Below are 22,834 nucleotides of genomic sequence, written 5' to 3'. Positions count from 1 at the left end.
AGATACAGGCGCACCATGCGTAAACTCACACTTGCATTAGGCAGTTCTTTAATCCTGGCCACCCCTTTGGCTCAAGCCGACATTTTGGGCCTTGGCGCTAGCGTAAGTTATTGGGACTCGAACGCCTCGGGTACAGCGTCATCCGGCAATAGTACAGTCGATATGAATGACGAACTAGGCTTGAAGGATGACGGCAACGTCAATGCCAGTATTTATCTGGAGCACCCGGTTCCCGTGTTGCCTAATGTGCGCCTGTCGTACACGCTGATTCAACAAAGTGGGCAAGGTGAGCTCACCAGCAACTACGGTATTTTTACTGCAGGTACTCAGGTCTATTCAGAGCTCGATCTGGAGCAGCTGGATTTAACGCTGTATTACGAAATTCTCGATAACTGGGTCAATCTTGATCTCGGACTTACAGTGCGAGATTTTTCCGGCGAACTGCTAGTGCAGAAAAGTGCTGTTGTAGACCGTACTGAAGCGGATGCGGTTTTACCTATGGGGTACATTTCCGCTCGCTTTGACCTTCCGCTTACCGGAGTTGCGGTTGGTGCAGAGGGCAACTTCATCAGCTTTGATGGTGATTCGATGCGTGATTTCAGTGTTTACGGGCAGTACAACCTGTCGTTGCTGCAGCTGCAAGCGGGTTATCGCCAGTATGCAGTCGATTATAAGGATGGCGATGATTCCTTTGACATTAAAGTTGACGGTCCCTTTATAAGTGCGGGTTTAACCTTTTAAGGTGCTTTAAGAGGAGCGAAAAAATTGTGAAGATTCTGGTAACGGGCACCGCGGGATTCATCGGCGCGCAGCTTGCGCATCGATTACTTGAGCGGGGAGATGAAGTAATTGGCGTTGACTGCGTTAACGACTATTACGATGTTAATCTCAAGGAAGCCCGGCTTGCACGCCTGACCGGACACCCTGGCTTCACAGAAGTACGCGAGGACATTTCCGACCGCACTGTGATGGCAGGAATCTTCGCAAAGCATCGCCCTGAGCGAGTCGTGCACCTGGCTGCCCAAGCAGGTGTGCGCTACTCAATCGAAAATCCAAACGCCTATGTGGATGCCAATCTTGTTGGCTTTATGAATATCCTCGAAGGCTGCCGCCATAACGATGTGAAACACTTGGTTTACGCATCCAGCAGTTCTGTTTATGGCGCCAACGAGGCTATGCCTTTTGCTGTCCGGGATAATGTTGACCACCCGTTAAGCCTGTATGCGGCCTCAAAAAAGGCCAATGAGCTGATGGCCCACACATACAGCCATCTGTACCGGCTGCCAACTACGGGTCTCCGATTCTTCACGGTATATGGCCCCTGGGGCCGCCCGGATATGGCGCTGTTCATATTCACCAGGAAAATACTCGCAGGTCAGCCGATTGACGTATTCAATCACGGCAACCACAAGCGCGACTTCACGTATATAGACGATATTGTAGAAGGCGTTATCCGCACTCTCGATCAGGTGGCTCGGCCTAATGAGAAGTGGAGTGGGGCAGCGCCGGATCCGAGCACCAGCAAGGCGCCTTATCGTATATACAATATTGGCAGTAACAATCCCGTTGAACTGTCTCGCTTCATCGAAATTATCGAAGAGAGAACGGGTAAGAAAGCGATAAAGAATCTCTTGCCCATGCAGCCAGGTGATGTGCCTGCCACCTACGCCAATGTCGATGACTTGATCAGTGACGTAGGGTACAAGCCAGAAACCCCGGTGGAAGAGGGCATCGCAAAGTTTGTAGACTGGTATCGCGACTTTTACGAGGTTTAAGCAGAAGCCTCGTCGCATTTAAGAGTGCAAGCGGAGTACTTAGTGTCATCGTTGGCACATAAAATATCAGGGAGTGTAAAATTACCCGACACAAAAAAGGCTGCCAATGGCAGCCTTTTTTGTGTGCGTTACTGATCAGGATTTTCTACGACGGAATACAAGACCTGCCAGACCCATGCCAAGTAAGGCAAGTGTGCCAGGTTCAGGCACGGAGACCGGCGGCTGCTCAGTAATTTCTTTTACTTTGGTATCAACAAAAGATTTGGTAAATGACGTAGCATTGTCACCGCCATCCCTGAGGATGTTCAGGTTCCAAGCCGCTCCGCCTGATTCCAAAGCCAGCGCAACATAGTCGGTTTCAGTTGTGCCCGCGCCGTTACCGACAATGCCGTCACCAGCGCATTTGGTGTAGCCACCAACTCCGTCTGCCTGAAAGCCATCCAGAGCGCTATCAACGCCTATAGCGGCGCCTGCGCCGTCACAACTAAACGGGTTGCTGACAACAACGTTCAACAATGCGTTGAAGCTGCTGAGACGATTCTTCAAGTCGGCGGGATTAAGCGTATTATTAGTGTTATCTCTATCTTCGTCTGTAACGAGGACAAAATTAACTGCCGCATTTGAACGGTAGGCCAGATTGCTCATTGCCCAGTCGAGTGCATTCCAGCCATCCTCCGTGCCACCACTCGTGACCAAGGTTCCCGCAGCAGCAGCGAACTGGGCCGAACTACCCCAGTCATTTCCGTCCATCTCATGGACATTAGGGGCAAAGTGCGCTCCGCCGCCGCCAAAACCAACTAACGAATATCGGTTCGCTTCTGAAACGCCAACATTTGCGCCTGTTAGACCCGATTCAAGGTTAGCAATCATGGTGCTCAGCCAAGCATGCTCACCGGCCATGGAGCCCGATTCATCGACCAGAAACACCACGTCAGCGGTGATCGGCGTCGCGACTGCTGCAGAACTCATCATTACTGCAGCAGCAACTCCAGTTGTTCCTGCAATCCATTTTGTTTTCAAGAGTAAGATCCTTTTAGGTGTGGTTGATTTTTACACCTGCATAGGAGCAGAAACTCTGCCAATTGGTGATTAGTTCTTTATTATCAATGTTGTAGCTTGATCTGAGCAGTCGACGATGGCTGAAAGCGTAAAAACCCCTGACACTTGGTAGCAAGTACTGGTGCCAAAACCCTGTAGCCAACAGGCCGTTAGATAGTTTACTGCCGCTTCAGTCTATGATTGTCATATCAGGCAGGCTTCCCAAAGCGCGCTTCCAGCCACGCATTGATGTCTCCGGACTCGTACATCCACTGCTCACTGCCATCCTCATTCTGAATCCGTAAGCAGGGCACTTTTATATTGCCCCCACCTTGCTCCAATTCAGTCCGATGGGTTTCGTTGTGCTGTGCATCCCGCTTTTCAATATTGAGATTCAATCTCGCAATTTGCTTTCTTACTTTCACACAGAAAGGGCAGGTTTTGAACTGATACAGCGCAAGGTCCTCACAGGCTGCATCAACTTCCTTCTGTTTCTCTGGGCTACGCTCCATGGGCTTCCCACCACCAAGCTTTTCGCTCAACAGGACAAACGGCGTGAGAATAAGGCGCAACGTCCGGAAAAAATAACGGATAACCACTCGCATTGAATAAACCTTTAATTTGATACGTGAAATTCAGTGGGCAGTATAAAGCAAAACCGGTATGGTTTCGGGTAATCAGCCTGTCTATGTCAGTTTTATAAGGAACCGAAAATGAAGTCGATCGCTTTGTGGGATTTGCCCACACGACTCTTTCACTGGCTTCTGGTGGTTGCCGTTACAGGTTCGCTGGTGACAGTCAGCCTTGGGGGTACCTGGATGCTGTGGCATGAACGCTTTGGTATCACCATTGTGGGCTTGATTAGCTTTCGGTTGGCGTGGGGTGTTCTAGGCTCGACTTACGCTCGCTTTTTGCACTTTTTTCCGAAGCCATCTGCTATTCGCGTGTATCTGAAGGGTGACTGGCGAGGATTAGGGCATAATCCTTTAGGTGCTCTTTCAGTGTTGGCCATGCTCGGATTATTGGGCTTTCAGGCGGTTACAGGGCTGTTTGCTACAGACGCCATAGCGTTCAATGGGCCACTATACCGTGCAGTGTCTTCTGATTGGAACGACACAATTACTTCCTGGCATAAGTTCACTGAATGGTTTATTTACGGCCTGTTAGGCCTGCATATTGCCAGCGTACTTTTCTATACGCTGGTTAAAAAAGATAATCTCATCACACCAATGGTCAGCGGGCGTAAAAAAGTCGAAGAAACGCAAGTTGAGGAGAGAGCAGGCGGTGGGCCGCTGGCTTTCGTTGTTGCATTGGCGGTGGCAGCGTTCGCCGTATGGGTAGCGACTGGAGGACTTTTGTCGCCCCCTCCACCGCCACCACCCGATCTTGGTTGGTGAACAGCGTTAAGGAAGGCTTTAGTGGTAAGGCTTACTCGGCACGGAACTCGTCGTGGCAAGCCTTGCAGGACTTACCTACTTCGCTGAACTGAGCCGCTATGGCGCCCTTACCGCCGCCGTTAGCTGCAACTTCCTGAAGCTTGGTCGCAGCTTGGGCAAAGCCAATAGCAACTTCTCGAGCTTTTTCTGGCTTATCAAAAAACACCGGCAATAGCCTTGTGTTCTCATTTTTGTCGTTGGCAGTACCTGGCCCAAAGAGGCCACCCAAACCAGAGTTTGCCACCGCCGCAATGGCATTGGCTGCAGCCAGCATCTGCTGTTCGTTATAGGCAACGCTGCCATCTATTGCCTGAGCCTTAATCTTTCCCATGTTCCAGGCTGCAAACGTAAACGCACTCTGGCGTGTTTCAATCTGATCTTCTACATCCAACTGGGCAACGGCTGGTGCTGATACGGCGGCACTCATTGCCAAGGCTAGAATAAATGGTGACTTACGCATGCTTCACTCTCTCATTGTGTAAGGTGCTGTGGCTTGACCGTTGTAATGATTCCATAGATACAGTCCGATTTATACCCTAATGCCGAAACCTCTGGACTCGTTCCTGACGGGCCAGCCCCGTTCGTTGGAGAGCCAGGCCGACTGCTTCCGCTCCCCCGGCATACAGAAAACACATCAAAAAGACAGTGGCAGTATTGGCCAGTGCTCGGGTAACAATATGCCCTTGTAGTCCCCCAGGTTGGTTGCAAGAATGCTGGATTGTAGAACAACATAAAGGCAAAAACTCGAATAAAACAAGGAATGGTGGACATGGCAAAAAGTGCGGTGTGGCAACTATGCACCACGTTATTGTGTGGACTTGCCTTGCCATCGGCGCAGGCCGGTATGGGAAACCTGGGCACCAGCTATGGACTGATGCCCCAGGACGTAGCAACTGCGCAGGGGCTTTCGATGTTTACTGAGGAAGTCTCTGCAACATACTACAACCCCTCCTACATTACGGCCGACGAGCGTGGAGAGTTGACGGCGGGCATTCTCCACGCAGAGCAGGAGCTTCGTACCACCCGTTCGGATGCCCGTGGAAATGTGCTTGCAAACGCACCAACACAGCATGTTCTGTTGGGGTTTAAATCGAATCTCGCCTCGCTCACCCGTGACAGGCACCCTATACACGTGGGCATAATTCTTGGTCTGGAAAAGTACGGCAAGGAAATGATGGCGTTTCGGTCGGAGACGTCGGACACGGGGCAGTATTTACAATTTGGAAAGCAGCCGATGTTTCTGAATGCCGGCGTCGGTACAGGCATTGCCGACGGTGTTTCCATTGGCGCATCGGTGCGGTTGACCCTCAAGGCCTCCGCAGAACTGGAAGCCCACACCACACTTGCAGGTGATATGAGCCAGGAGAGCTTGACCGTAAATGCTAAACCGTCCCTGAAGGCGATTCTAGGCACAACCATCGAACCCGCTAAGCTTTTCTGTGACGACGCTTGTATTTGGGATGGCTGGGAACTAGCGCTCATATACAGAACCAAATCGTCATCGTCTACCTCGGTCGAGGCTGATGTGGTCGTAAACAAAACAGTCCCCGAACCTGGATTGTCGCTTGCTGTCACGACGATAGAAGCGTTTCAACCGGAAACCTATGCCGTTGGTTTGCAGTACTCAGGTGAGCGGTGGCGGACGGCAGTGTCGCTTGAGCAGCAGCGCTGGTCAGAGCTTGTCGAGGAATTTGCCGGCGATACGATTAAAGATCAGGCCGAGCTTCCGCCCTCTGAACGCATTCAGTTCGACGATGTGCTGAGTCCACGGGTAGGCGCTGAGTATCAACTCAACGAGACCTATTCTGTCAGTGGCGGCCTTGCTTACGAAACCTCCCCGCTTCGCACTGAACGCAATCCGGGTCTCAATTACTACGATACAGACAGGGCCGTTTTCGGGCTTGGATTTGCAGCCGTGTATAACCGCACGCCCGTTTTCAGCTACCCCGTACGTCTTGATTTTGCGTATCAGTATCAGCAGCTGATTGATCGAGATTTCCTGATTGTTGATGGAAGTGGCAACGAAACATCTGTCGCAGCCGATGGCGATATTCATGTTGTCAGTACTTCAATTACCTTCAAATTTTAAGGTGGGCTTCGCTGTGAAACTTAGACTTCTGACGCTGCCTCTTTTGGCTTCGCTTATCGGTGCCTGCGGCGAGACTGACACTCTTGAGCTTACGCCAAAGCTCGATAACCCTGATCTCGTTTATTCATACCCTACGGATGGGCAACGCAACGTTAGCCCGGCCACCGAAGTGATTCTCAGGTTCTCTGAGCCCGTCGACTCTGACTCGTTGCAGCGCAGCGCCAGATTGCGCTCAGAGGCAGGCGATGTCGATTATGTCATCACAAACATTGATGATGGGTACAGTGTGAGATTAACCCCCGTTGAGCTTCTGATGACGGGCACCGACTATGAAGTGGTTTTCAATGAACCGGTTCAGGCTCAAGATGGTAGGGAAATTCGAAACCTGAATGATAATCTCGCGAACGATGCACCAGGCATTCAGTTTATAACCCGTGGAGGCTTTACCGGTTTCAAGAATGTTGATTCCGCAGGGCGCGACTTTGCAGTCGCCAATATGAATCCTGCACCGGACACCCTGTTCGAACCCTCTGATTTCGCCTCATTTCGTATAGAGCTAACTCATCCTGCGCATCCTGATTGGCAGGCGCTGGGAGGCACCATTGAGCTTCTGGACGCGCAGGGCGATAAAGTCCCCGCAAACGTGTTTGTGCAGGATCGCCGTATTACAGTGGATCCCTGCATCTCTGATGGCGCGGACAACTGTGGTTTGCCGGGTGATAATTTAACTGGTGGCGAACGCTATACACTTGAAGTCAAAGACTTCCCGGCAATGACCGGAGAGCGTTTGGACTACGCTAGCCAGTTCCTGGCCAAATCAACAAAGCCGACCGTCGTCCAGTTTCAGAATGTGACCGACCCGGGCATTACCGAGGGAAATGCAGAACTGGTGTTATCCAAACTGAACGGGCAGCCGGTTAACGGCGTTATATTGAATTCTGTTTTGCTCGGGAACACTGACGTGTCCGAAAGCAGTGGTGGCCTGTACAGCGAACTTGCGTTCGCGCCCGCATTTGGCGCAGATGAAGCCTTGCCGATCCGTGTGCCAAGGGGTACACGCCTGACGGGCAGTTCCGTTGATGTAAGGGCTAATGGAACCGTGTCTGTTCTTGATGAAGGCACGGGGATGGCCCAGACCACCGGTGACCTCGTCATAACCATGATCACAGATGCAACGGGTTATCTGATTCCCAATCCATACACAGATGATATAAATGCGCCTAGCCACGCGCGGCTGTTTATCGATGTCTCCATGAGCACAGAGATGGCAAGCCCAAATGCGGCCTTAACTCAGAACTTGCTGCATGCTGAGCTGGTCGGGATCGCACAAGTTGAAGACGGCCTGCTCAAGATTGATGTGCTTGGAGTACTTGAACCGACCCTTTTGGGGAGGGAGGTTGCGGACTCTACCATTGCCTTTCAGATAACAGGCGATACTTCAGTTGATGCGCAACTGGCGGCGTTTGATAACCGGGAATCAGATCGGGAAGCGCCTGCATTGCTGAGCTGGTCTCCCGGCACACTTGGAGAGAAGGACTTCGCCCCTGACATGGGCAAATTACACAGGCCTGGCGACCCGGTGACCTTGTTTTTCGATGAGCCGATTCTGGAATCTTCTGTGGCAACAGGTGTCATCCTGAAAGCTGGCGCAAGTCTAGTGCCGGTTAACTACCGTGTTGACGGTTCATCAGTGAGTCTCAACCCGGAGGGCGGCCTGAAGCACGGAGTAACCTACTTTGTAGAGCTTAATTCCAACCTGACCGACCTGGCAGGTAACGGGATTCCCCAGCAGGTTCTTGAGTTCGAATTGCCCGATTTGGGAACGGGTGTTGCCAAGGTCTCACCGCTTCCCCTAACCACCTACCCGGGTTATCCCTGCGTGACAGTGGGTTTGGATCTGGCAAATAACAAGCATGGCCAGTGTGTCGATGGCGCAATTGACGGGCCTTTGGGAGAAATGATCCCTCTAAGCAGGTTACCTGCAAATCGCCCGATATCCGTACTGTTTTCCCAGTCCCTGGATGAAGGAACGGTGCGGTTAGGGGAGACGTTCAGAGTCGATTCGGCTAACGAAGACGGCACCACGCGCGTTGAAAACGTGCCCGGTCGATTGGAATTCAGCAACCAGCGTATTCAGTTCTTCCCGGCAGAACCATGGCAGCGGGATGCGTTATATCGATATACATTGGCGTCCAGCCAGGGTGGGGGGTGCGATAACGCAATCTGTTCCGAGGCTGATCAGAACGGACCTGGGCTCCCTCTTCAAACAGACCTGCTTGTTAACTCAGAAGATATTGGTGGCCCGGATCTGGAGATATATTTCCGCGGTGCGCCTCAGACAGATGATGTATTTGTACCGCTGCGCAGTGTGCCTGTGCGGGATGCGAACTCCAATTACGTCATCGATTGCAACTCCGCATCAGACTGCCTGGAGCCCTTCGATCATGAGCCTTACCCTGCGGGCCAGAATGCACCAACGGTGTACAAGCCCAGTAACAATGCCACCACAATATTATCTGGCGGTCCTGCGAAGGTCGCGGGGATTGAGTTACTTCCGGCCAGGATTGGGTGTAAGCCATCGCAGAGCCAGGATTGCCCGGAGAACAAGTTTTTGTATAAAACCTACGGGCTGAACATTGACTTGGCAGGGCCAATTGACCCAAGCGTTTTTGGCGATGAAGGAATTGAAGTCAAAGTCTACCCGACGGTGATTGCGACGACCCCGATCAGTGTGTTTTTGGAAGTATTTGGGGAGCAGGTAACAGGGCCAGCGATTGTCAGGATGCGCCACGTTGTGACGGAGGATAATCCGGAAGGCCACATAGTGGGTATGATTGATCAGGGGGCGGATGGCAGGCTTCGATTCAGAACCACGGCACCAGCCTACCTGGACGCCCCGAATCTCAAGTTGTTTGGACAAACCGACAGCCTGTTGAAGCATGACATCTACAGCACAGAGTTTGAACTGGAGCTTTCCGGGCCTGTCCGGCTCATCGATGACGGGCGCTTGCTGGTTACGCTGGAGACCTTGAACGTGGTCAATTTAAAGGCAAACGTGGGGTTTGAAAAAGTGCTCAGGGGCTTGGTAGAGCTATCGCTCACCATCCCGGCAGGTGGCGCAAACCTGAACTTGATATCGCTGCCGGTCAAGCAGATGCCGCTGGGGTACCAAGTGGCGCCGTAAACGAGTGCTTTAAAACCAAAAAAGTCACTTGGCTGGCGCCGGAGTCGATACATTAAATACATCAGCAATGGCTAACGATTGCAGTTAACTCTCGGTCCGGGGGGATTACTCGGCTTCGGAGAAGCTAATTTGATCCATGGCGGAAACGAATCCTGTTCGGTTGACGATGGCCGTATTATCGCTGATTTTGGGACTTATTCAGTGTCTCCCTAGTAGTTCTGGTCGGGCCTTAACGGCGGGCTTTGTCGTTTCCGAAAGTTCTTTTTCATAGCGCAAGCTACGGATGTTGGATTAATAAACGGGATTGCATTGTGGTTTGTACGCTGTCGAAGCTGGGGCGGCTTTATTTCCAGCGCCGCCGCAGCTGAAGCTAGCGATCAGTTATCGTTATCACGCAATCGGTCGAACTCCTGCTCAGCTTCTTCCTTGCTCTTTCCATAGCGTTCTTTCATAACGCCTGAAAACTCTTCCCGTCGGCCATTTATTCGATCCAAATCATCGTCAGTAAGGTCGCCCCACTTTTGTTGAATCGTACCTTTCAGCTGCTGCCATTTTCCATCTGCAATATCTTTGTTCATGCTAATCTCCATAAACGCCATTTTAGCCTGCTCGTAATAGAATTTTGGCGGGCATCATTTAATGAAAGCATCTCTCATGCCAATTCATTGAGCCGGCAGTATGCGCAGCTAGATTGTCCGTTCGTAGCACCTGATAACACCTGGTCAAAAATTGGCGTGGAGGTTACCCAACGGGGTCAACAAATAAATCATACGATTTCTCTTAGTCGGAACTAACTTACAAGTTATTGATTTTATAACTAATGTTTATAGCTGTTTGGTATTAATATGGCAGCACCATAAGGTGCCTTCTGGTTATATAAAGCACCAGTTTGTCACAATAATTGAATATACAAAATGGCGTTCAGTGTTATGTGATAGTAAGTGGCCATTATGGTTTCTGTGCAAAGAGGGTCTGGAAGAGAAATAATTGTAAAATTTACAAATAGATGATGTAATTTTTACCGGATAATGTTTATTAAGTTTTATTAATTAAATAATTCTCTTTAAAGGTTTAATTTAAGTCTTGTAGAAACATAAAACACTTAATAAAGTGGCAGTGGTTCTGGTCTGTCGTTATTGGGAAGCCGTAAGATCTGCTTAGCTAACGTCTTATCGAGACGTCCTGCATGCAGTTACCAACAGCTTTCAAAGAGCTCTGAGTGCTCTGGATACATTGTTTATTTAGATTAACAAAAGCTTGAACAGTCAGGGGGAAATCCAATGCACAACATCTTCTATCTCATCGGAGTTATCGTCGTTGTTCTCGTAGTCGTCAACCTAGTCTTTTAATCTTGGATTCAAGGAGTTCGTTATGACGAATATTGATGAAAATAATCAACGCGGTGGAAAGCCGTTGAAAGAGCGCGGTCTCAATAACTAAGTGCAACACCCTCTAATCGAGTATCGTGTTGCCATGGAAAAACACTATCATCATCTTAGTACCACTGATCGCGTGACACTCATGTTTTTGAGGCGCCAGGGTCATAACCTTCGCGCTATTGTCCGAAAGTTGAACCGTTCACCCAGCACCCTGAGCCGAGAACTGTGTCGACGCACATTAAAAGGTCAGCCTTATGACGCTGAAGCTGCGGGACTTGCAGCACGTTCAGCCCGCTTACGGTGTCGGCCACGGCGCAAATTGGTTGAGGGCACCGACTTGCATGGGGTGGTCGCCGACATGCTGAGAAACAAGTGGTCTCCTCAGCAAATCAGCGGCACACTGAAGGCTATGTTTCCTAATTATCCCGAGTTTCAAGTCTCACATGAGACTGTGTACAAAACTATTTATGCCCAGCCTCATGGCGAACTACGCAAAGAGCTGATTACCTGCCTGCGGCAGGGTCACACCAAACGTCGCCCTCGGGCTGGCGGAGTTGATCGTCGCCAGCAAATCCCGGATTTGGTCAGCATTCACCTGCGACCGCCGGAAGTCGAAGAGCGAATGCTGCCTAGGCACTGGGAAGGCGACCTGATCAAAGGCGCCTTCAATCGCTCAGCCGTTGGAACCTTGGTGGAGCGTGTTCCTGGCCAAAATGGACGGAGCCACCGCCACGGCGATCTACTTTGCAGATCCGCATAGCCCCTGGCAACGAGCCATCAACGAGAACACCAACGGCTTGTTGCGGCAATACATGCCCAAGTGAACCGACCTGTCGGTGTTCAGTCAGGAGGAGCTTGACGCCTTTGCCTTCCTGCTTAATACACGGCCTCGGAAGCGGTTAGGCTTCAAAGCGCCACTGGAAGTGTTTATGGGCCTGGTCAAACGTACCCAAGACGCGCCGTCAGGCATTCATTAAACTGGGTGTTACACTTAGAGTTGGAGACCGCCACCTTTTATTGCTGTTTGACGCTCCCTATTATAACAAGTATAGCCCAGCGAATTAACCGGACGGAGCACTAGCTGCGGCCTGAAGTGCTGGATATTTTACGCATCTATTACTCACTAGGTAATGTACGAGAATAGCGAAATGTTGTGGCCAGGGTTTTTTGTTAGTGAGCACTGAAATCACGTTGGAAGATTTGCGTGGCAACCTTGGATCGGGGGCAATCCATAACATAAGATGAGTTGCGCCTGCCGGTTGTTAAAACGCGTGACGATGTTGTGCGGCCCATTATATTGACAACATTACAGAGCCATAATGGCAACAAGACGACTGCCACCAAAAAGCTTGATCTTTGCAGGGCGGGCATGATGACTCGCAACTTACATGGAACGGGAGCGCTGATTAATGAAAAATTACAAAGGTCTTTCGTGCCGACACATTGCGACGATTTTTCTAGTTTTGATGTACGCAGGCTGCAGCTTTCCTCACGACGCGTCGGATGCGTTCAATCGTGCCAAATCTGACCGTCTACTCGTTGGCGCGAGTAAAAACTCGCCATTCGTGGTTGATAGCGTACCGTCACCGCGGGGCACGGAAGTCGATCTTCTCCGTCAGTTCGCCGAAGAGCAGGGTTTGCTCATTGAGTTCGAGTTCGCAAATGAGACGTCGTTGGTTCGTAAACTGACCGAAGGTCAATTGGATGTGCTAATTGGAGGATTTGATAAAGAAACGCTCTGGAAACAGCAAGTGGGGTTAACCATGCCCTATGATGGGGTTCATGTAGTTCTTATTCGCAAGGGAGAGAACCGATTGTTGTATGAGCTTGAGAAATCATTCAAAAGGCTTCACAAATGATTACTCCAAAGTTTGAGCTGCCTGATGAATTAAAGCCAGAGTTTCGAAAAGCGAAACGGTTGGAGTGTTTTACAGTTTTCTATCTGGCAAGTGTAGTTGCCATTATGTTTCTTGTGATGGGGAGCTCTCAGGCAATGAAAACTGCTTGGTTGGAAGATACCCTGAGCCTAATTCCAGCTATTTCTTTTCTGGTAGCTTCGCGCTTTTACGACCGACCGGCGACCAATAAATTCCCTTACGGATATCATCGAGCTTTCAGCATTGCTTTCCTTTGCGGATCAGTAGCGCTTTTGGTTATAGGACTTTACCTCGCCATAGATTCAGCTTTTTCGCTTATTAAGGCAGAGCGGCCAACTATTGGTAGCGTATTCATTTTCGGGCACCAAGTGTGGATGGGATGGGTAATGATTGGTGCGCTGCTATACAGCGGTATACCTCCCGTTGTGATTGGAACCATAAAAAAGCCAATAGCCGAGAAGTTGCATAACAAAATCATGCATACCGATGCCGTTACTCAAAAGGCTGACTATTTGACCTCTGCGGCGGCAATTGGCGGCGTTCTCGGCATCGGGTGGGGCTATTGGTGGGCTGACTCGGTCGCAGCAATTGTGATCTCTTTATCCATTGTTAGGGACGGCGTTAGCCATCTAAAAAATGCAACGGCGGATCTGATGGACCGCCACCCTACTCGCGTTGACGATGACCGCGTAAGTGAGCTGATTGAGGCAATTGAGAAAGTAGTGCTTAGCTGGAGCTGGGTAGACGACTATGCTGTAAGGTTTCGCGAACATGGTCAAGTTTACTTCGGAGAGGTTTTTATAATCCTCAGTGACAAGTGTGAGGCCACCGAGAGGATAACGCGCGGTACCAATGAATTGAAATCCATACACTGGAAAGTGTTCGATGTGACGATCATGCCTGTCAAAAATTTGCCGGAACGAGAGTGCGAGGATGGCAGTAACAAATCGCGATTAAAAAGTTAATCTCGTTGATGGGTGGCTGCATGCACCTTGAGTGACTCGGCTTCAACGAACACTCGTTTCACCTGTGGGTACGCCAGCCAGATCGCGGTGCCACCTAGAATCAGCCCCATAATCAGCGAGGCCGCACCGTCCATCCAGTACATGCAGGCATGATCTGCCCGAAAGATACCGGTCATCGCGACCAGTAGGCCAATTATCGCTGCAGAATCCTCGAACAGCATCACGAAAATGGTGGGCAGCCCCTTCAAACACTATAGCCAACCCCAATACGATGTAGTTCGTCGACGTCGGGTTTGCCACTTTTTTTTATACCGTACAGCAACAGGATCTGATTAGCAGTATCGATCAGAGAGAGAACGCCTTCTGAAAACATGGCAGAGCTTCCGGTCATTACCGAAGCAACAGATTTAGTGCACGCGACCAGAAAGTTACCGCCGAGCGCAGCGTAGATTACTTTCCTGTTGGAGCCTGCGATAGAGTTGCGTATTCCGAATTTTGATGGTTTCAGTAGGAATAGCGCACAACTCTATTTTTCGCCGTGTTAATGCCTCGGGAATGGCTTCGAGGATATGCCAATTGGTGCTGAGCGGAGCTTCGATTTAAAATATAGCACGAGCCGCTTCGCGCTTTACAGAGGCTAGGGGCTTATTTGGCGGTTTCAGTGCGAAAAGGTGTGGCAAAGCTCACTGCATTCCCTCCAACCGGGAGAGGTTAGGAAAAAATTTAAGTCTCGCTCCTATTATTTATTCTTGGCTGGGGCAATATAGTCAATTCTAGTCAAACGATAGTGTTTATTAGAGGGGCATTTATGAGCTAAGGAAGGTCTGAAGAACCCGAAGCGATTAGTCGGCCGTCATTTCTTTAATCCAGTGGCCAGCATGCCACTGATAGAAGTGGTCACACACGATGCCATTTCAAAAAAACCTATGTTCGTGCCCGCGCCTTTGTCGGCCAGATCGACCGCCGGCCCGCAAGCGTAGCAATGGCTCCACGATTTCTGGTGAATCGGGCACTGACCCCTTATCTGGTTGAGGCCATGACACTGCTGGAGGAGGGCGTTCAAGCTGAGGCGATCGACCAGGTTGCAAAAGACTTCGGCATGCCTATGGGGCCCATTGAACTGGCGGATCAGGTGGGGCTTGATATTTGTCTGAGCGTGGCAAAAATGCTGCGCGAGCGCCTCGATTCCAGCATGCCGGCCCCACCTGAGTGGCTCAAAAAGCTGGTCGAAGATGGCAAGTCAGGCAAGAAAACAGGCGAGGGGGTTTACACATGAAAGGACGGCAAAGCCCAGAAAGAGGAGCCGGGTTCAGCGCCGCCTGAAGATACGTTGGATAGGCTTCTGGTGCCGATGCTCAATGCCTGCATGACCTGTATTCGAGAAGGCGTGGTTGCTGATGAAGACATTGCCGATGGGGCGATGATATTTGGCACCGGTTTCGCGCCATTCCGGGGTGGACCGATGAAGTGCGCGCATGATCGGGGCTTTGACCTTATTCGCGAGGGTTTGGAAACACTGGCCGACCGTTATGGCCCGCGCTTTCAGCCTGACATGGGCTGGCAAGAAATTAACTAATGCTTGAAGGCCCCACGCACAGGCAAAGGGGCAGGGACCTCTAACTCATTCTTCTGCCCACAACTTGCAACTGTCGTTAAAGTTGTTTACTACCCCCGGTTACGCCGTATATTTCACCGGTCACATAGCTCGCGGCCGGGGACGCTAGGAACACGTAAATCGGTGCCAGTTCGGCGGGCTGCGCCGGGCGTCCCAAAAGGGTATTGGCGCCAAATTCGGGCACCTTGTCCGCCGGAAAGGTAGAAGGAATTAGTGGAGTCCAGACTGGTCCGGGTGCTACCCCATTAACTCTTATACCTTTAGCAATAGCTTCTTCGGCAAGTGACAGCGTAAAATTTGCGATAGCAGCTTTCGTAGCTGCGTAGGGTGCAAGATTTCTACTCGGTTTGAATGCCTGAATGGAAGTGGTGTTAATAACGCAGCCTCCTGGCGGCAGGTGTGTGAGCGCTGCGCGGCAGAGATAAATCATTCCTTCGATATTCGTGCCGACGGTACGTCTGAGCTCATCATCCGGTACGTCTTCCAGTTTACTGTACGTCTGTTGGAAACCTGCGTTATTGATGAGTATGTCAAGATGTCCAAATTCACGCAGAACCTGCGCCACTGCCTCATCGCACGCAGACCGTTGGGATTGGTCCATTTTGATAGCAAGTACCTTTCTGCCAGCGTCGCGAACTAAATCGGCCGTCTTTTCCGCGTCTGTGTCTTCCGCCAGATAAGTAAATGCGACGTCAGCGCCTTCTCTTGCGTAGGCCAGTGCGACCGCGCGGCCGATACCGCTATCTGCGCCGGTGATGAGTGCAACTGCCCCAGCCAGTTTGTCTGAACCCTTGTAGGAACTTTCACCATGGTCAGCGAGCGGTTCCATGTCGCGCTCCTCGCCAGGAATACTCTGTTGTTGCCTGGCGAAATCTGGTCTCGGGTACAGATAACGGGGGTCTTTTAAGTCGCTCATCATTTGTCTCCGTCCACAATGCCGCAAGCGATAATTGGCCCGCTGCCGCCGTTCTCTTCAGGATCGTCAGAGTAATTGTCCGGGTTGGCGTGGATCACCAATGCGCGTCCTGGCAGGTCATTTAAACGGAGACGCGGGGCATAAACCGGGTGGTTGGCCACACCATTGTTGTCCACATACAAAATCGGGAGATCGCCGAGGTGGCCGTCACCATAGGGGCCTGTGTGACTATCGGCCAATCCCGAACTCAAATGCCCGCCCTCGTTGCCTGCAGCAACGTATTCAGGTGTGCTACCGGATTTGGCCTCCTCACGAACTGAGCTGCAATCGTCATGCTCATGCACATGAAATCCATGAGCACCCTGCCTTAGCCCCTTGAGGTGAGGCGCTAACACAATGCCTCTTATCTTCTCTTCCACGCGTATCGTGCCAATGTCTTTAGATTTTCCATTACGCGTGGCAAGGCTCATCGAGACCGACAGAGCGTTGCCTCCCGCTTCTTCTGCGCCAGTGTCGGGTTCGTCTACTGCGGTTACCATTGCCGGCATTAACGCCACCGCAAGCGCAGCGCATCTTAAAAAAATAATCATGGCTTCCTCCTGTCTGCGACGAAGCGACGGCAAGTTTGTGAGCGAGCGTCAATCGTCAGTAATAACACCGCAAGCAACGCGCGCGCCGCCGCCGCCCAGTGGTTTGGGCGAGTCCGCGTAGTTGTCACCGCCTTCGTGGATAATCAGAGCGCGGTTTGTCAGATCTTTGAATTTGAGATTGGGTGCGAGTACGGGTGTTGTCGCCTCGCCATCGTTATTGACGTAAAGCGCTGGTACGTCGCCGGCGTGGCCTTTTTCGAAGGGCCCGTTGTGCTTGCCTTTATCGGGGTTGAAATGGCCGCCTGCTGCTCCAGCAGCGGTGAGTTTTCCGTCTTTTTTAGCGGGGTCACAGGAGGCATTTTCATGCACATGGAAGCCATGAAGTCCCGGTTCCAGTCCTTTTAGATCAGGTTTAAACAGGGCGCCTTCTTCATTGTCTTGTATGCGCACGGTACCGACAGAATCGCCCTTGCCGTCGGCGGTTACTTTGTACACCTTGATATCGAGATGGCTGGCGTTTGGGTTTGCCGCCAAAGCGAGTACTGGCATTGTGCCGACGAGTGCGAATGTGAGCAGTGCAGTTTTAATCATCATGTGTCCTCTTTGCGCCGACTGAGTGCGTTGTCCAAAAACTTGTTGCCTCCTATTCTGGTTAGCACAGTTTTTAAGCAATCGCCAAGTGACTGCTCTCTCAGTTTCTGCCGGGTCAATGTTATCCCTGTCTGCTGCTGCGCTTAGCTCATTGTTACGATTCTGTCATTCGCAGAACGTTGCGAGACCACGTGTCCGCATGCTTGTGCATGACGTACTGCCGCTATCCTTCCAAATCCGAGGATGCTGACGTAGGCAATTAGTTTGAATGTGCAATACTGTTAATCTTGAAGGTTCGCGCTGTAAGCGATTGAGCAGTTTCTCTTCACAGGCCCTTCCTTAGTAAGGAGATTCAAGATGCTCATTGATAAACTGATCGACAACAAAGTTGAGCGTTGGGCGAATCAGATTCGCGAGACGGTCAACGTGCCGGTGCTGCTACGGTTGTGGACTGGTCACCAATACCCACTTGGAAAATTCCTGGCGCCCTCCGTTACGCTTACCATCAAAGAAGCAAGCGCGCTTCGGTCGATTCTTTCACCCACTCTCAACAGCCTCGGCGACGCCTATGTTCGCGGAAAGATCGACCTGGACGGCGACCTTCCGGATCTGATCAGAATTGGATACGACCTCACGACGTCGCTAAAGACTAACCAGAGCAGTTCGCTGGTACGGGCTCTCGAACGCTTCTCGATATTGGCTGTGGCTGTGGCTGGGGCTCACTTGTGCTACGTGCCGCGATTAAATTCGGCGCCCAATGCGTCGGTGTCACCATCTCCCAGAACCAGTACGATCTCGCCGTAGAGCGAGTAAAAGAGGCTGGCCTTGAGGATCGGGTTGAGATCCCCCTGCAGGATTATCGTGACATCACCGGCCAGTTCGAGCGCATAACGAGTGTCGGCATGTTTGAACACGTTGGCCTGGACAACCTGCCTGACTATTTCTCGCGGTTAAAGGATCTCCTTACGGAGGAGGGTATTGCCATGAATCACGGCATCACATCGGTGAATGCTAACAGCGGGGAGACCCCCTTGGGCGGCGGTAATTTTAGTGAGCGATACGTTTTTCCGCAGGGTGAATTACCCCATATTGGGCTCGTTCTCAAGAGCATGCAACAGGGGAGTATTGAGGCACTTGACGTAGAGAATCTGCGTCCCCACTACGCGCGTACACTGGCGTGCTGGACCGAGCGGTTCGAAGCTCAAGCGGAGACGATTCGTGAGATGGTGGGCGAGGAAGTCTACCGGATCTGGCGGGTCTACTTCGCAGGCTGCGCCCATGCCTTCGACATTGATAACCTTGCCATCTTCCAGGTTGTCTGCCGTAAGGCAGGGCAGCCTTCCAGTATGAGAAAGTTATCGCGCCGACACATGTACAGCTGAGCCATACCCGAGCTATTCCATTTTGTTTAGCGCGTCTTCCTTATGCGCCGCAATATGGTCAGTCTTGTCGCTTTTAATTTCGTATTGTGGTTCGTCCTTCGACGCGCGCCTAGTGTGGCCTTTATAGTCGAAATCCTGCGTATGTACTTTGATAATTTTGCCGCTGACCCGGCCGGCCTCGGAATTCCAGCTAACGTGATCGCCAATTTTGAATTTTTCGCTCATTGCTACCTCCCGATCGTTGAATCGCTTTAAATATCCAGCTCTGGATAGTGTCGAAACACGCCATCCTCCTTAAAGGCCTGATGGCGGTCGGAATCGAGATAGGCCCTGATATTCGTCCGCTCACCGACGTGCTTAACCAGCGTGGTGACCTTTGGTAAATTTGGCTCCAGGCACGCCAATGCGTTGGGAAAGGCATAGCGCAATCCAGCCACGGTCTGATATAGCGACAGGTCGACGTAAGAGAGCTTATCGCGAACCAGATGGGTATCTCCCGCCGGGTTATTCACCAGTACCTGCTCGAAATAATTCAGGAATTTGGGCAGACGCTCGTCGCGATAGGCTTGTGCCCGCCGTTTGGACTCTTTTTTCTGATCTTCGTAATAAATCTCTGTCCCCACGGGATGGTGAACATCGTGAACTTCGGCCACGAAATCCATCAGCGAGAGCTGTAAGCCGTGGGCCCACAGGCGCGAGGTTTCATCCTCTGGCACCAGTTGCAACCGGGGGCCGAGGAACTGCAGGATGTTGGCGACATGAGAAACGACAACCTCGCCTGCTTTCAGAAAGGGCGGGGCAAACGGCAGGTATTGCGTTTTTTCATCATCGAGAAAAGCAGTGATGGCAGGCATGCCATTACTGAAGGGAACGAAGGCTACCTTGTAACCCGCGGGGTCAGACCGGTTCCAGCTGCCATGCTCGCCGATGAATGCACCTTCGCTGAACTTTTCGCCCATGGTCGACGTTGAGAATGCCAGGGCTAAAGGGGCCTTGTGCGATCCCAGGCTGTAATCCGGAGCAATCGCGGCGGCTACCATGTCGGGTTGCTGCGGCTTCACTCGCGGATCAACATTCTGTCCCCAGTAGCTGTAGGGCCAGCCGTAGAACTCACCATCCTGAACCGAGGTTAGGTTATCCGGCACCAATCGTGAACCCAACTCGTCCCGCTCATTGGCTACCGCCCATAGTTGGTCAGTCCCGGGTAGAATATCCAGCGCTGTCGGATTGCGCAGGCCGGTTGCATAGGGCCCGTGAGCACCGCTCTTAGCGTCGATCTCCCAGGTTCTGGCACGATTTTCCTCTACCTCTAGTCCGTTAGCCGTGGTCAGCCCGGGCTGATAATCGAACTGCACCACCGCATCCTGATTGGCGACGTACAGCTGGTCGCCGATTAGCGCACGTCCGTAAGGCGCACTCAGATTATCGGCGAACACGGTACGTGTCTCGTAGGTGCCGTCGTCATCACTGTCGCGCAGCAGAGTCAGGCGATCACCGCTTTTGGCCGAGGTAGTACCTTTACTCTTGAAATACCCCGTAATAAAGTCCTTGGGCCGAAGTTTAGACGCATTACCGCCTCGTCCTTCAGCCACCAGAATATCGCCATTGGGCAAGACCAATGTCTGCCGGGGAATCTCCAGGTCGGTAGCAATGGCGCTGATCGTATAGTTTGGCGGCACTACAGGCTGACGATCACCCCAACCTGCCGGCTCGGCGATTTTCAAGGTTGGTAACAGGCCACGTTGAGTTTCGGGCAGAGTCGAATCAGGACCTAATTGTGCAGCCTCGTCTACGTTGTTTTGGCCACAGGCGCTTAAGAACGCAGCAATCAATGTTATCGACAGAACATTAACGGGGTTCATCTTGCACCTCCAATACTCCAGCTGGCGAGGCCAATCCAAGTTGCAGCGCAAGCCAGGATCACAGTGATAAGGGATACAATCATGCCGGCTGGCATGCTGGCCCACACGTCTTTCGCATGTATCAGTGAGTTAATGACCCCCAACACGAAGGTCGCAAGTAGCAACAGAAAATAAGCCAGGGGTGCCCCCATGTGCTTATCAGCGCGGACCAGAGATACGATTGAGCCCAGCCACGCCAGGCCATTGAACAATAGCGCACCTATGAGCAGCCAGGAGGCGAAGTTCTTCCATTGCAGCTCGTAGCTGGTCCAATAGGCGTAATCGTTGAGTAAAGCTCCGATAAACAGTGGCACTATTCCGGCGAGGACAAACGCATGCAACGGGTGAAGCGGGTACAGCGCGGTGCCGGAGTGTCGGGCAGCAGCACTAGTCATGGCGGTCTCCTTCATGTTGGTAAACGAGAGTCAGATTGATCGTACTGCTTTTACCGGCGTGAACTACACTTGATAGAATTCAGAATCTGCTAAATAAAGCGTAGCCCATTATGCGTGTATGTGGGGCGATACCTGAGCCAAAAATAAGGAGCGACGCTATGCCTTATAAAAAAAAGTCAGAACTACCGGATAATGTGATTAACAATTTGCCAAGCCACGCCCAAGAAATCTATCGCAAGGCGTTTAATTCAGCTTGGGATGAGTATGAAGACCCGAAAGATCGTCGTAGTAATACAGGACGCGAAGAAACAGCCCACAAGGTAGCGTGGGCCGCCGTTAAGCAGGAATATCACAAAGAGGGTGATCGTTGGGTTCGAGACAAAAGCTAATGGGGGTGGATCAGCGCCGCACTCAGCTACGGTAGTTATAACTGCGTCGATAATAAACTCGGTGAGCCCTATGCCACAAAGAACAAACGCACGGAGATTTTGGCTACTAGGAAAAACTGCGCGCCCCTATCTATGTACGATGATTTCGGGGAGCTCGCCGGCCAAGGCGTAAAGCCCTTAACGAAGCGCGGCAGCTGATTTATTCGACGAGCGAGCGGGATGAAAGTTTGAGTGCGGCAACGTAAAGCAACGTCAGAACAATTATAACGCCAAGAGGGGGATTAGAGGGTGTTAATTTTAGCCGGCGCGTTCTTGGTCATTTTTGTCATGGTAGATGTGGTGTGGACCACGTTGACCACTCAAGGTGGTTGACCATTGACAACATGGCTGACCGACGGCGCTAAATGGTTATCGGGCCATTTTCAGCGGACTCTAAAGAGAAGGACCCCTATGCTGCCCATGGGGCCCCTAACGATCATTATGCTCGGTGGAGTATGGCTCGTAGCATTGTGGCTCGGGTGGTGTTTGCTTTTCAGCGCTTTCCCGAATGGTTTAGTGTCGGCGCAAACTGGGCAGACCGCCGATAATATTGAATGCATTTTCTATGTAGGCTTCACCCTTTCTACTCTTGGGGTGGGGAGACTTTACACCTACAGCAGATATCACCCGGTTACTCACCGTTTTTGCGTCTTTCAACGGTCCGATTTTAGTGACCCTTGTCATTACTTATGCGCTCCCTCTCGTTCAGGGTGCTGTGATTCGCCGCAAGCTCGCTTTCACCATATCGTTTCTGGGTAAAACTCCTCAGGCTGTTGTAGCCAGGTCCTTCCATCAGGGAGGACATCAGATATTTGAGGGTACACTTCAAACGGTGACGAATGATCTGATGCAATGTTCCGAACAGCGACTCGCCTATCCGATACTTGACCTTTTTTATTGCCGGCAATCCCAGTACTCCTTGGGGCTTCAAATAGCGAAGTTGGACGAAGCTTTGAGTCTCCTCACGTTCGCGTTGCAACAGGCGGCTCGTTTGCAGCCTTATCTGCGCGCTAACGTGCAAGAGGTAATTAACCAATACCTTTATCGAACCGAGAGCAAAGCTTCTAAAAGGGAGGTAGAGGTGCCTCCTTTGTCCTCTACCAAGTTTCTTGCAGAGCGTCAGCTACCGCTATTAGCTGCTGAAGAAATCGACGCGGGCTTCGAGTCCGTGCGGCCTCGGCGCCTTCGTTTGCGCAACATGGTCCGTGGGGAAGGATGGCGGTGGCTTGAGGTTGAGCGGGTAGGGCAAGACACCGACCTAGAGGAAGAGTAA

25 protein-coding genes and 3 pseudogenes are annotated in these 22,834 nt (G+C 51.5%); 15 read left to right on the top strand and 13 right to left on the bottom strand.

Features of this window, described 5'->3' with window-relative positions; all coding sequences use genetic code 11:
• Positions 1-15: 15 nt before the first annotated feature.
• On the top strand, positions 16-741 hold the full coding sequence (locus Q0824_RS03380; RefSeq protein WP_298447526.1) for a TIGR04219 family outer membrane beta-barrel protein: 726 nt from the start codon (positions 16-18) through the stop codon (positions 739-741).
• 26 nt (positions 742-767) lie between these two features.
• Positions 768-1,775, top strand: a complete 1,008-nt coding sequence (locus tag Q0824_RS03375; RefSeq protein WP_298447524.1) for an NAD-dependent epimerase — start codon at positions 768-770, stop codon at positions 1,773-1,775.
• Positions 1,776-1,910: 135 nt separating this feature from the next.
• Here the strand turns inward: Q0824_RS03375 and Q0824_RS03370 are convergent, their stop codons facing one another.
• Together Q0824_RS03370 and Q0824_RS03365 are read right to left on the bottom strand one after the other, a co-directional pair.
• Positions 1,911-2,795: a PEP-CTERM sorting domain-containing protein gene (locus Q0824_RS03370; RefSeq protein WP_298447522.1), complete on the bottom strand. Its 885-nt coding sequence runs from the start codon at positions 2,793-2,795 to the stop codon at positions 1,911-1,913.
• Positions 2,796-3,022: 227 nt separating this feature from the next.
• On the bottom strand, positions 3,023-3,418 hold the full coding sequence (locus tag Q0824_RS03365) for a glutaredoxin domain-containing protein (RefSeq protein ID WP_298447520.1): 396 nt from the start codon (positions 3,416-3,418) through the stop codon (positions 3,023-3,025).
• 108 nt (positions 3,419-3,526) lie between these two features.
• On the opposite strand from Q0824_RS03365, the gene Q0824_RS03360 reads away from it, so the two are divergent.
• The gene (locus Q0824_RS03360; RefSeq protein WP_298447518.1) at positions 3,527-4,210 is read left to right on the top strand and encodes a cytochrome b/b6 domain-containing protein; all 684 of its coding nucleotides are present in this window, start codon (positions 3,527-3,529) and stop codon (positions 4,208-4,210) included.
• Between the two features lie 31 nt (positions 4,211-4,241).
• Here Q0824_RS03360 and Q0824_RS03355 read toward each other — a convergent pair whose 3' ends face one another.
• Positions 4,242-4,709 carry a cytochrome c gene (locus tag Q0824_RS03355; protein ID WP_298447516.1) on the bottom strand — a complete coding sequence of 156 codons (468 nt, stop codon included), beginning with the start codon at positions 4,707-4,709 and terminating at the stop codon, positions 4,242-4,244.
• Between the two features lie 309 nt (positions 4,710-5,018).
• On the opposite strand from Q0824_RS03355, the gene Q0824_RS03350 reads away from it, so the two are divergent.
• Positions 5,019-6,338: an outer membrane protein transport protein gene (locus tag Q0824_RS03350; RefSeq protein WP_366521623.1), complete on the top strand. Its 1,320-nt coding sequence runs from the start codon at positions 5,019-5,021 to the stop codon at positions 6,336-6,338.
• Positions 6,339-6,351: 13 nt separating this feature from the next.
• Positions 6,352-9,522 (top strand): Ig-like domain-containing protein, encoded by a 3,171-nt coding sequence (locus Q0824_RS03345; protein WP_298447512.1) that lies wholly within the window; start codon positions 6,352-6,354, stop codon positions 9,520-9,522.
• Positions 9,523-9,899: 377 nt separating this feature from the next.
• On the opposite strand, the gene Q0824_RS03340 is transcribed toward Q0824_RS03345, so the two are convergent.
• Positions 9,900-10,100, bottom strand: coding sequence for a CsbD family protein (locus Q0824_RS03340; RefSeq protein ID WP_298447510.1), 201 nt, complete (start codon positions 10,098-10,100; stop codon positions 9,900-9,902).
• Between the two features lie 943 nt (positions 10,101-11,043).
• On the opposite strand from Q0824_RS03340, the pseudogene Q0824_RS03335 reads away from it, so the two are divergent.
• From Q0824_RS03335 to Q0824_RS03325, 3 genes and pseudogenes are all read left to right on the top strand, one after another.
• A pseudogene (locus Q0824_RS03335) lies at positions 11,044-11,878 on the top strand (IS30 family transposase).
• Positions 11,879-12,310: 432 nt separating this feature from the next.
• Positions 12,311-12,760, top strand: coding sequence for a transporter substrate-binding domain-containing protein (locus Q0824_RS03330; protein WP_298447509.1), 450 nt, complete (start codon positions 12,311-12,313; stop codon positions 12,758-12,760).
• On the top strand, positions 12,757-13,743 hold the full coding sequence (locus Q0824_RS03325) for a cation diffusion facilitator family transporter (RefSeq protein ID WP_298447507.1): 987 nt from the start codon (positions 12,757-12,759) through the stop codon (positions 13,741-13,743). The genes Q0824_RS03330 and Q0824_RS03325 overlap by 4 nt, the downstream gene beginning before the upstream one ends.
• Here the strand turns inward: Q0824_RS03325 and Q0824_RS03320 are convergent.
• Both Q0824_RS03320 and Q0824_RS17350 read right to left on the bottom strand, forming a co-directional pair.
• Positions 13,740-13,964, bottom strand: a complete 225-nt coding sequence (locus Q0824_RS03320) for a hypothetical protein (RefSeq protein WP_298447505.1) — start codon at positions 13,962-13,964, stop codon at positions 13,740-13,742. The two genes, Q0824_RS03325 and Q0824_RS03320, sit on opposite strands and share 4 nt — an antisense overlap.
• A gap of 23 nt (positions 13,965-13,987) precedes the next feature.
• Positions 13,988-14,134, bottom strand: coding sequence for a cation transporter (locus Q0824_RS17350; protein WP_366521622.1), 147 nt, complete (start codon positions 14,132-14,134; stop codon positions 13,988-13,990).
• A gap of 433 nt (positions 14,135-14,567) precedes the next feature.
• Between Q0824_RS17350 and Q0824_RS17345 the strand changes: the two genes are divergently transcribed.
• The 3 genes from Q0824_RS17345 (at position 14,568) to Q0824_RS03310 (ending at position 15,319) form a co-directional block, all read left to right on the top strand.
• Entirely contained in the window at positions 14,568-14,723 is a 156-nt protein-coding gene (locus Q0824_RS17345; protein WP_366521639.1) for a 3-hydroxyacyl-CoA dehydrogenase NAD-binding domain-containing protein, read from the top strand.
• A gap of 2 nt (positions 14,724-14,725) precedes the next feature.
• Positions 14,726-15,019, top strand: a complete 294-nt coding sequence (locus Q0824_RS03315) for a 3-hydroxyacyl-CoA dehydrogenase family protein (RefSeq protein WP_298447503.1) — start codon at positions 14,726-14,728, stop codon at positions 15,017-15,019.
• A 75-nt stretch (positions 15,020-15,094) separates the two neighbouring features.
• Positions 15,095-15,319, top strand: a complete 225-nt coding sequence (locus Q0824_RS03310; RefSeq protein ID WP_298449504.1) for a hypothetical protein — start codon at positions 15,095-15,097, stop codon at positions 15,317-15,319.
• Positions 15,320-15,395: 76 nt separating this feature from the next.
• Here the strand turns inward: Q0824_RS03310 and Q0824_RS03305 are convergent, their stop codons facing one another.
• The 3 genes from Q0824_RS03305 to sodC are packed head-to-tail and all read right to left on the bottom strand — an operon-like array spanning position 15,396 to position 17,413.
• Positions 15,396-16,274 carry an SDR family oxidoreductase gene (locus Q0824_RS03305; protein WP_298447501.1) on the bottom strand — a complete coding sequence of 293 codons (879 nt, stop codon included), beginning with the start codon at positions 16,272-16,274 and terminating at the stop codon, positions 15,396-15,398.
• The gene (locus Q0824_RS03300) at positions 16,274-16,864 is read right to left on the bottom strand and encodes a superoxide dismutase family protein (protein ID WP_298447499.1); all 591 of its coding nucleotides are present in this window, start codon (positions 16,862-16,864) and stop codon (positions 16,274-16,276) included. The genes Q0824_RS03305 and Q0824_RS03300 overlap by 1 nt, the downstream gene beginning before the upstream one ends.
• Positions 16,865-16,912: 48 nt before the next feature.
• Positions 16,913-17,413 carry a superoxide dismutase [Cu-Zn] SodC gene (gene sodC, locus Q0824_RS03295; protein ID WP_298449502.1) on the bottom strand — a complete coding sequence of 167 codons (501 nt, stop codon included), beginning with the start codon at positions 17,411-17,413 and terminating at the stop codon, positions 16,913-16,915.
• Between the two features lie 399 nt (positions 17,414-17,812).
• Here sodC and Q0824_RS03290 point away from each other — a divergent pair, with 399 nt between their 5' ends.
• Together Q0824_RS03290 and Q0824_RS03285 are read left to right on the top strand one after the other, a co-directional pair.
• Positions 17,813-18,259 carry a hypothetical protein gene (locus Q0824_RS03290; protein WP_298447497.1) on the top strand — a complete coding sequence of 149 codons (447 nt, stop codon included), beginning with the start codon at positions 17,813-17,815 and terminating at the stop codon, positions 18,257-18,259.
• Entirely contained in the window at positions 18,181-18,837 is a 657-nt protein-coding gene (locus Q0824_RS03285) for a cyclopropane-fatty-acyl-phospholipid synthase family protein (protein ID WP_298447496.1), read from the top strand. Before Q0824_RS03290 ends, Q0824_RS03285 begins: the two co-directional genes overlap by 79 nt.
• A gap of 12 nt (positions 18,838-18,849) precedes the next feature.
• On the opposite strand, the gene Q0824_RS03280 is transcribed toward Q0824_RS03285, so the two are convergent.
• The 4 genes and pseudogenes from Q0824_RS03280 to Q0824_RS03265 form a co-directional block, all read right to left on the bottom strand.
• Complete coding sequence (locus Q0824_RS03280) at positions 18,850-19,062, bottom strand: DUF2945 domain-containing protein (RefSeq protein ID WP_298447494.1); 213 nt, start codon at positions 19,060-19,062, stop codon at positions 18,850-18,852.
• A 26-nt stretch (positions 19,063-19,088) separates the two neighbouring features.
• Positions 19,089-19,466, bottom strand: a pseudogene (locus tag Q0824_RS03275) (glutathione S-transferase C-terminal domain-containing protein); the annotation flags it as partial.
• A gap of 216 nt (positions 19,467-19,682) precedes the next feature.
• A pseudogene (locus tag Q0824_RS03270) lies at positions 19,683-20,699 on the bottom strand (PQQ-dependent sugar dehydrogenase); the annotation flags it as partial.
• Positions 20,696-21,133: a DUF2231 domain-containing protein gene (locus tag Q0824_RS03265; RefSeq protein WP_298447492.1), complete on the bottom strand. Its 438-nt coding sequence runs from the start codon at positions 21,131-21,133 to the stop codon at positions 20,696-20,698. The gene Q0824_RS03265 and the pseudogene Q0824_RS03270, both read right to left, overlap by 4 nt.
• 158 nt (positions 21,134-21,291) lie before the next feature.
• Here Q0824_RS03265 and Q0824_RS03260 point away from each other — a divergent pair, with 158 nt between their 5' ends.
• Both Q0824_RS03260 and Q0824_RS03255 read left to right on the top strand, forming a co-directional pair.
• Positions 21,292-21,522, top strand: a complete 231-nt coding sequence (locus Q0824_RS03260) for a ChaB family protein (protein ID WP_298447490.1) — start codon at positions 21,292-21,294, stop codon at positions 21,520-21,522.
• Positions 21,523-22,231: 709 nt separating this feature from the next.
• On the top strand, positions 22,232-22,834 hold the full coding sequence (locus Q0824_RS03255) for a hypothetical protein (protein WP_298447488.1): 603 nt from the start codon (positions 22,232-22,234) through the stop codon (positions 22,832-22,834).

Origin of the sequence: uncultured Marinobacter sp. (genome assembly GCF_947488835.1) — a bacterium.
Lineage (GTDB): Bacteria > Pseudomonadota > Gammaproteobacteria > Pseudomonadales > Oleiphilaceae > Marinobacter.
This window is presented reverse-complemented; position numbering and strand designations above follow the sequence as displayed.

Excerpts from the sequence above, each read along its gene's own strand:
- Q0824_RS03310 (WP_298449504.1), top strand. The coding sequence starts at position 15,095 with ATGCTCAATGCCTGCATGACCTGTATTCGAGAAGGCGTGGTTGCTGAT.
- Q0824_RS03360 (WP_298447518.1), top strand. The coding sequence starts at position 3,527 with ATGAAGTCGATCGCTTTGTGGGATTTGCCCACACGACTCTTTCACTGG.
- Q0824_RS03380 (WP_298447526.1), top strand. The coding sequence starts at position 16 with ATGCGTAAACTCACACTTGCATTAGGCAGTTCTTTAATCCTGGCCACC.
- Q0824_RS03290 (WP_298447497.1), top strand. The coding sequence starts at position 17,813 with ATGCTCATTGATAAACTGATCGACAACAAAGTTGAGCGTTGGGCGAAT.
- Q0824_RS03320 (WP_298447505.1), bottom strand. The coding sequence starts at position 13,964 with ATGCTGTTCGAGGATTCTGCAGCGATAATTGGCCTACTGGTCGCGATG.
- Q0824_RS03305 (WP_298447501.1), bottom strand. The coding sequence starts at position 16,274 with ATGAGCGACTTAAAAGACCCCCGTTATCTGTACCCGAGACCAGATTTC.
- Q0824_RS03365 (WP_298447520.1), bottom strand. The coding sequence starts at position 3,418 with ATGCGAGTGGTTATCCGTTATTTTTTCCGGACGTTGCGCCTTATTCTC.
- Q0824_RS03265 (WP_298447492.1), bottom strand. The coding sequence starts at position 21,133 with ATGACTAGTGCTGCTGCCCGACACTCCGGCACCGCGCTGTACCCGCTT.
- Q0824_RS03350 (WP_366521623.1), top strand. The coding sequence starts at position 5,019 with ATGGCAAAAAGTGCGGTGTGGCAACTATGCACCACGTTATTGTGTGGA.
- Q0824_RS03330 (WP_298447509.1), top strand. The coding sequence starts at position 12,311 with ATGAAAAATTACAAAGGTCTTTCGTGCCGACACATTGCGACGATTTTT.
- Q0824_RS03315 (WP_298447503.1), top strand. The coding sequence starts at position 14,726 with ATGGCTCCACGATTTCTGGTGAATCGGGCACTGACCCCTTATCTGGTT.
- Q0824_RS03340 (WP_298447510.1), bottom strand. The coding sequence starts at position 10,100 with ATGAACAAAGATATTGCAGATGGAAAATGGCAGCAGCTGAAAGGTACG.
- Q0824_RS03325 (WP_298447507.1), top strand. The coding sequence starts at position 12,757 with ATGATTACTCCAAAGTTTGAGCTGCCTGATGAATTAAAGCCAGAGTTT.
- Q0824_RS03355 (WP_298447516.1), bottom strand. The coding sequence starts at position 4,709 with ATGCGTAAGTCACCATTTATTCTAGCCTTGGCAATGAGTGCCGCCGTA.
- Q0824_RS03260 (WP_298447490.1), top strand. The coding sequence starts at position 21,292 with ATGCCTTATAAAAAAAAGTCAGAACTACCGGATAATGTGATTAACAAT.
- sodC (WP_298449502.1), bottom strand. The coding sequence starts at position 17,413 with ATGCCAGTACTCGCTTTGGCGGCAAACCCAAACGCCAGCCATCTCGAT.
- Q0824_RS03300 (WP_298447499.1), bottom strand. The coding sequence starts at position 16,864 with ATGATTATTTTTTTAAGATGCGCTGCGCTTGCGGTGGCGTTAATGCCG.
- Q0824_RS03280 (WP_298447494.1), bottom strand. The coding sequence starts at position 19,062 with ATGAGCGAAAAATTCAAAATTGGCGATCACGTTAGCTGGAATTCCGAG.
- Q0824_RS17350 (WP_366521622.1), bottom strand. The coding sequence starts at position 14,134 with ATGACCGGAAGCTCTGCCATGTTTTCAGAAGGCGTTCTCTCTCTGATC.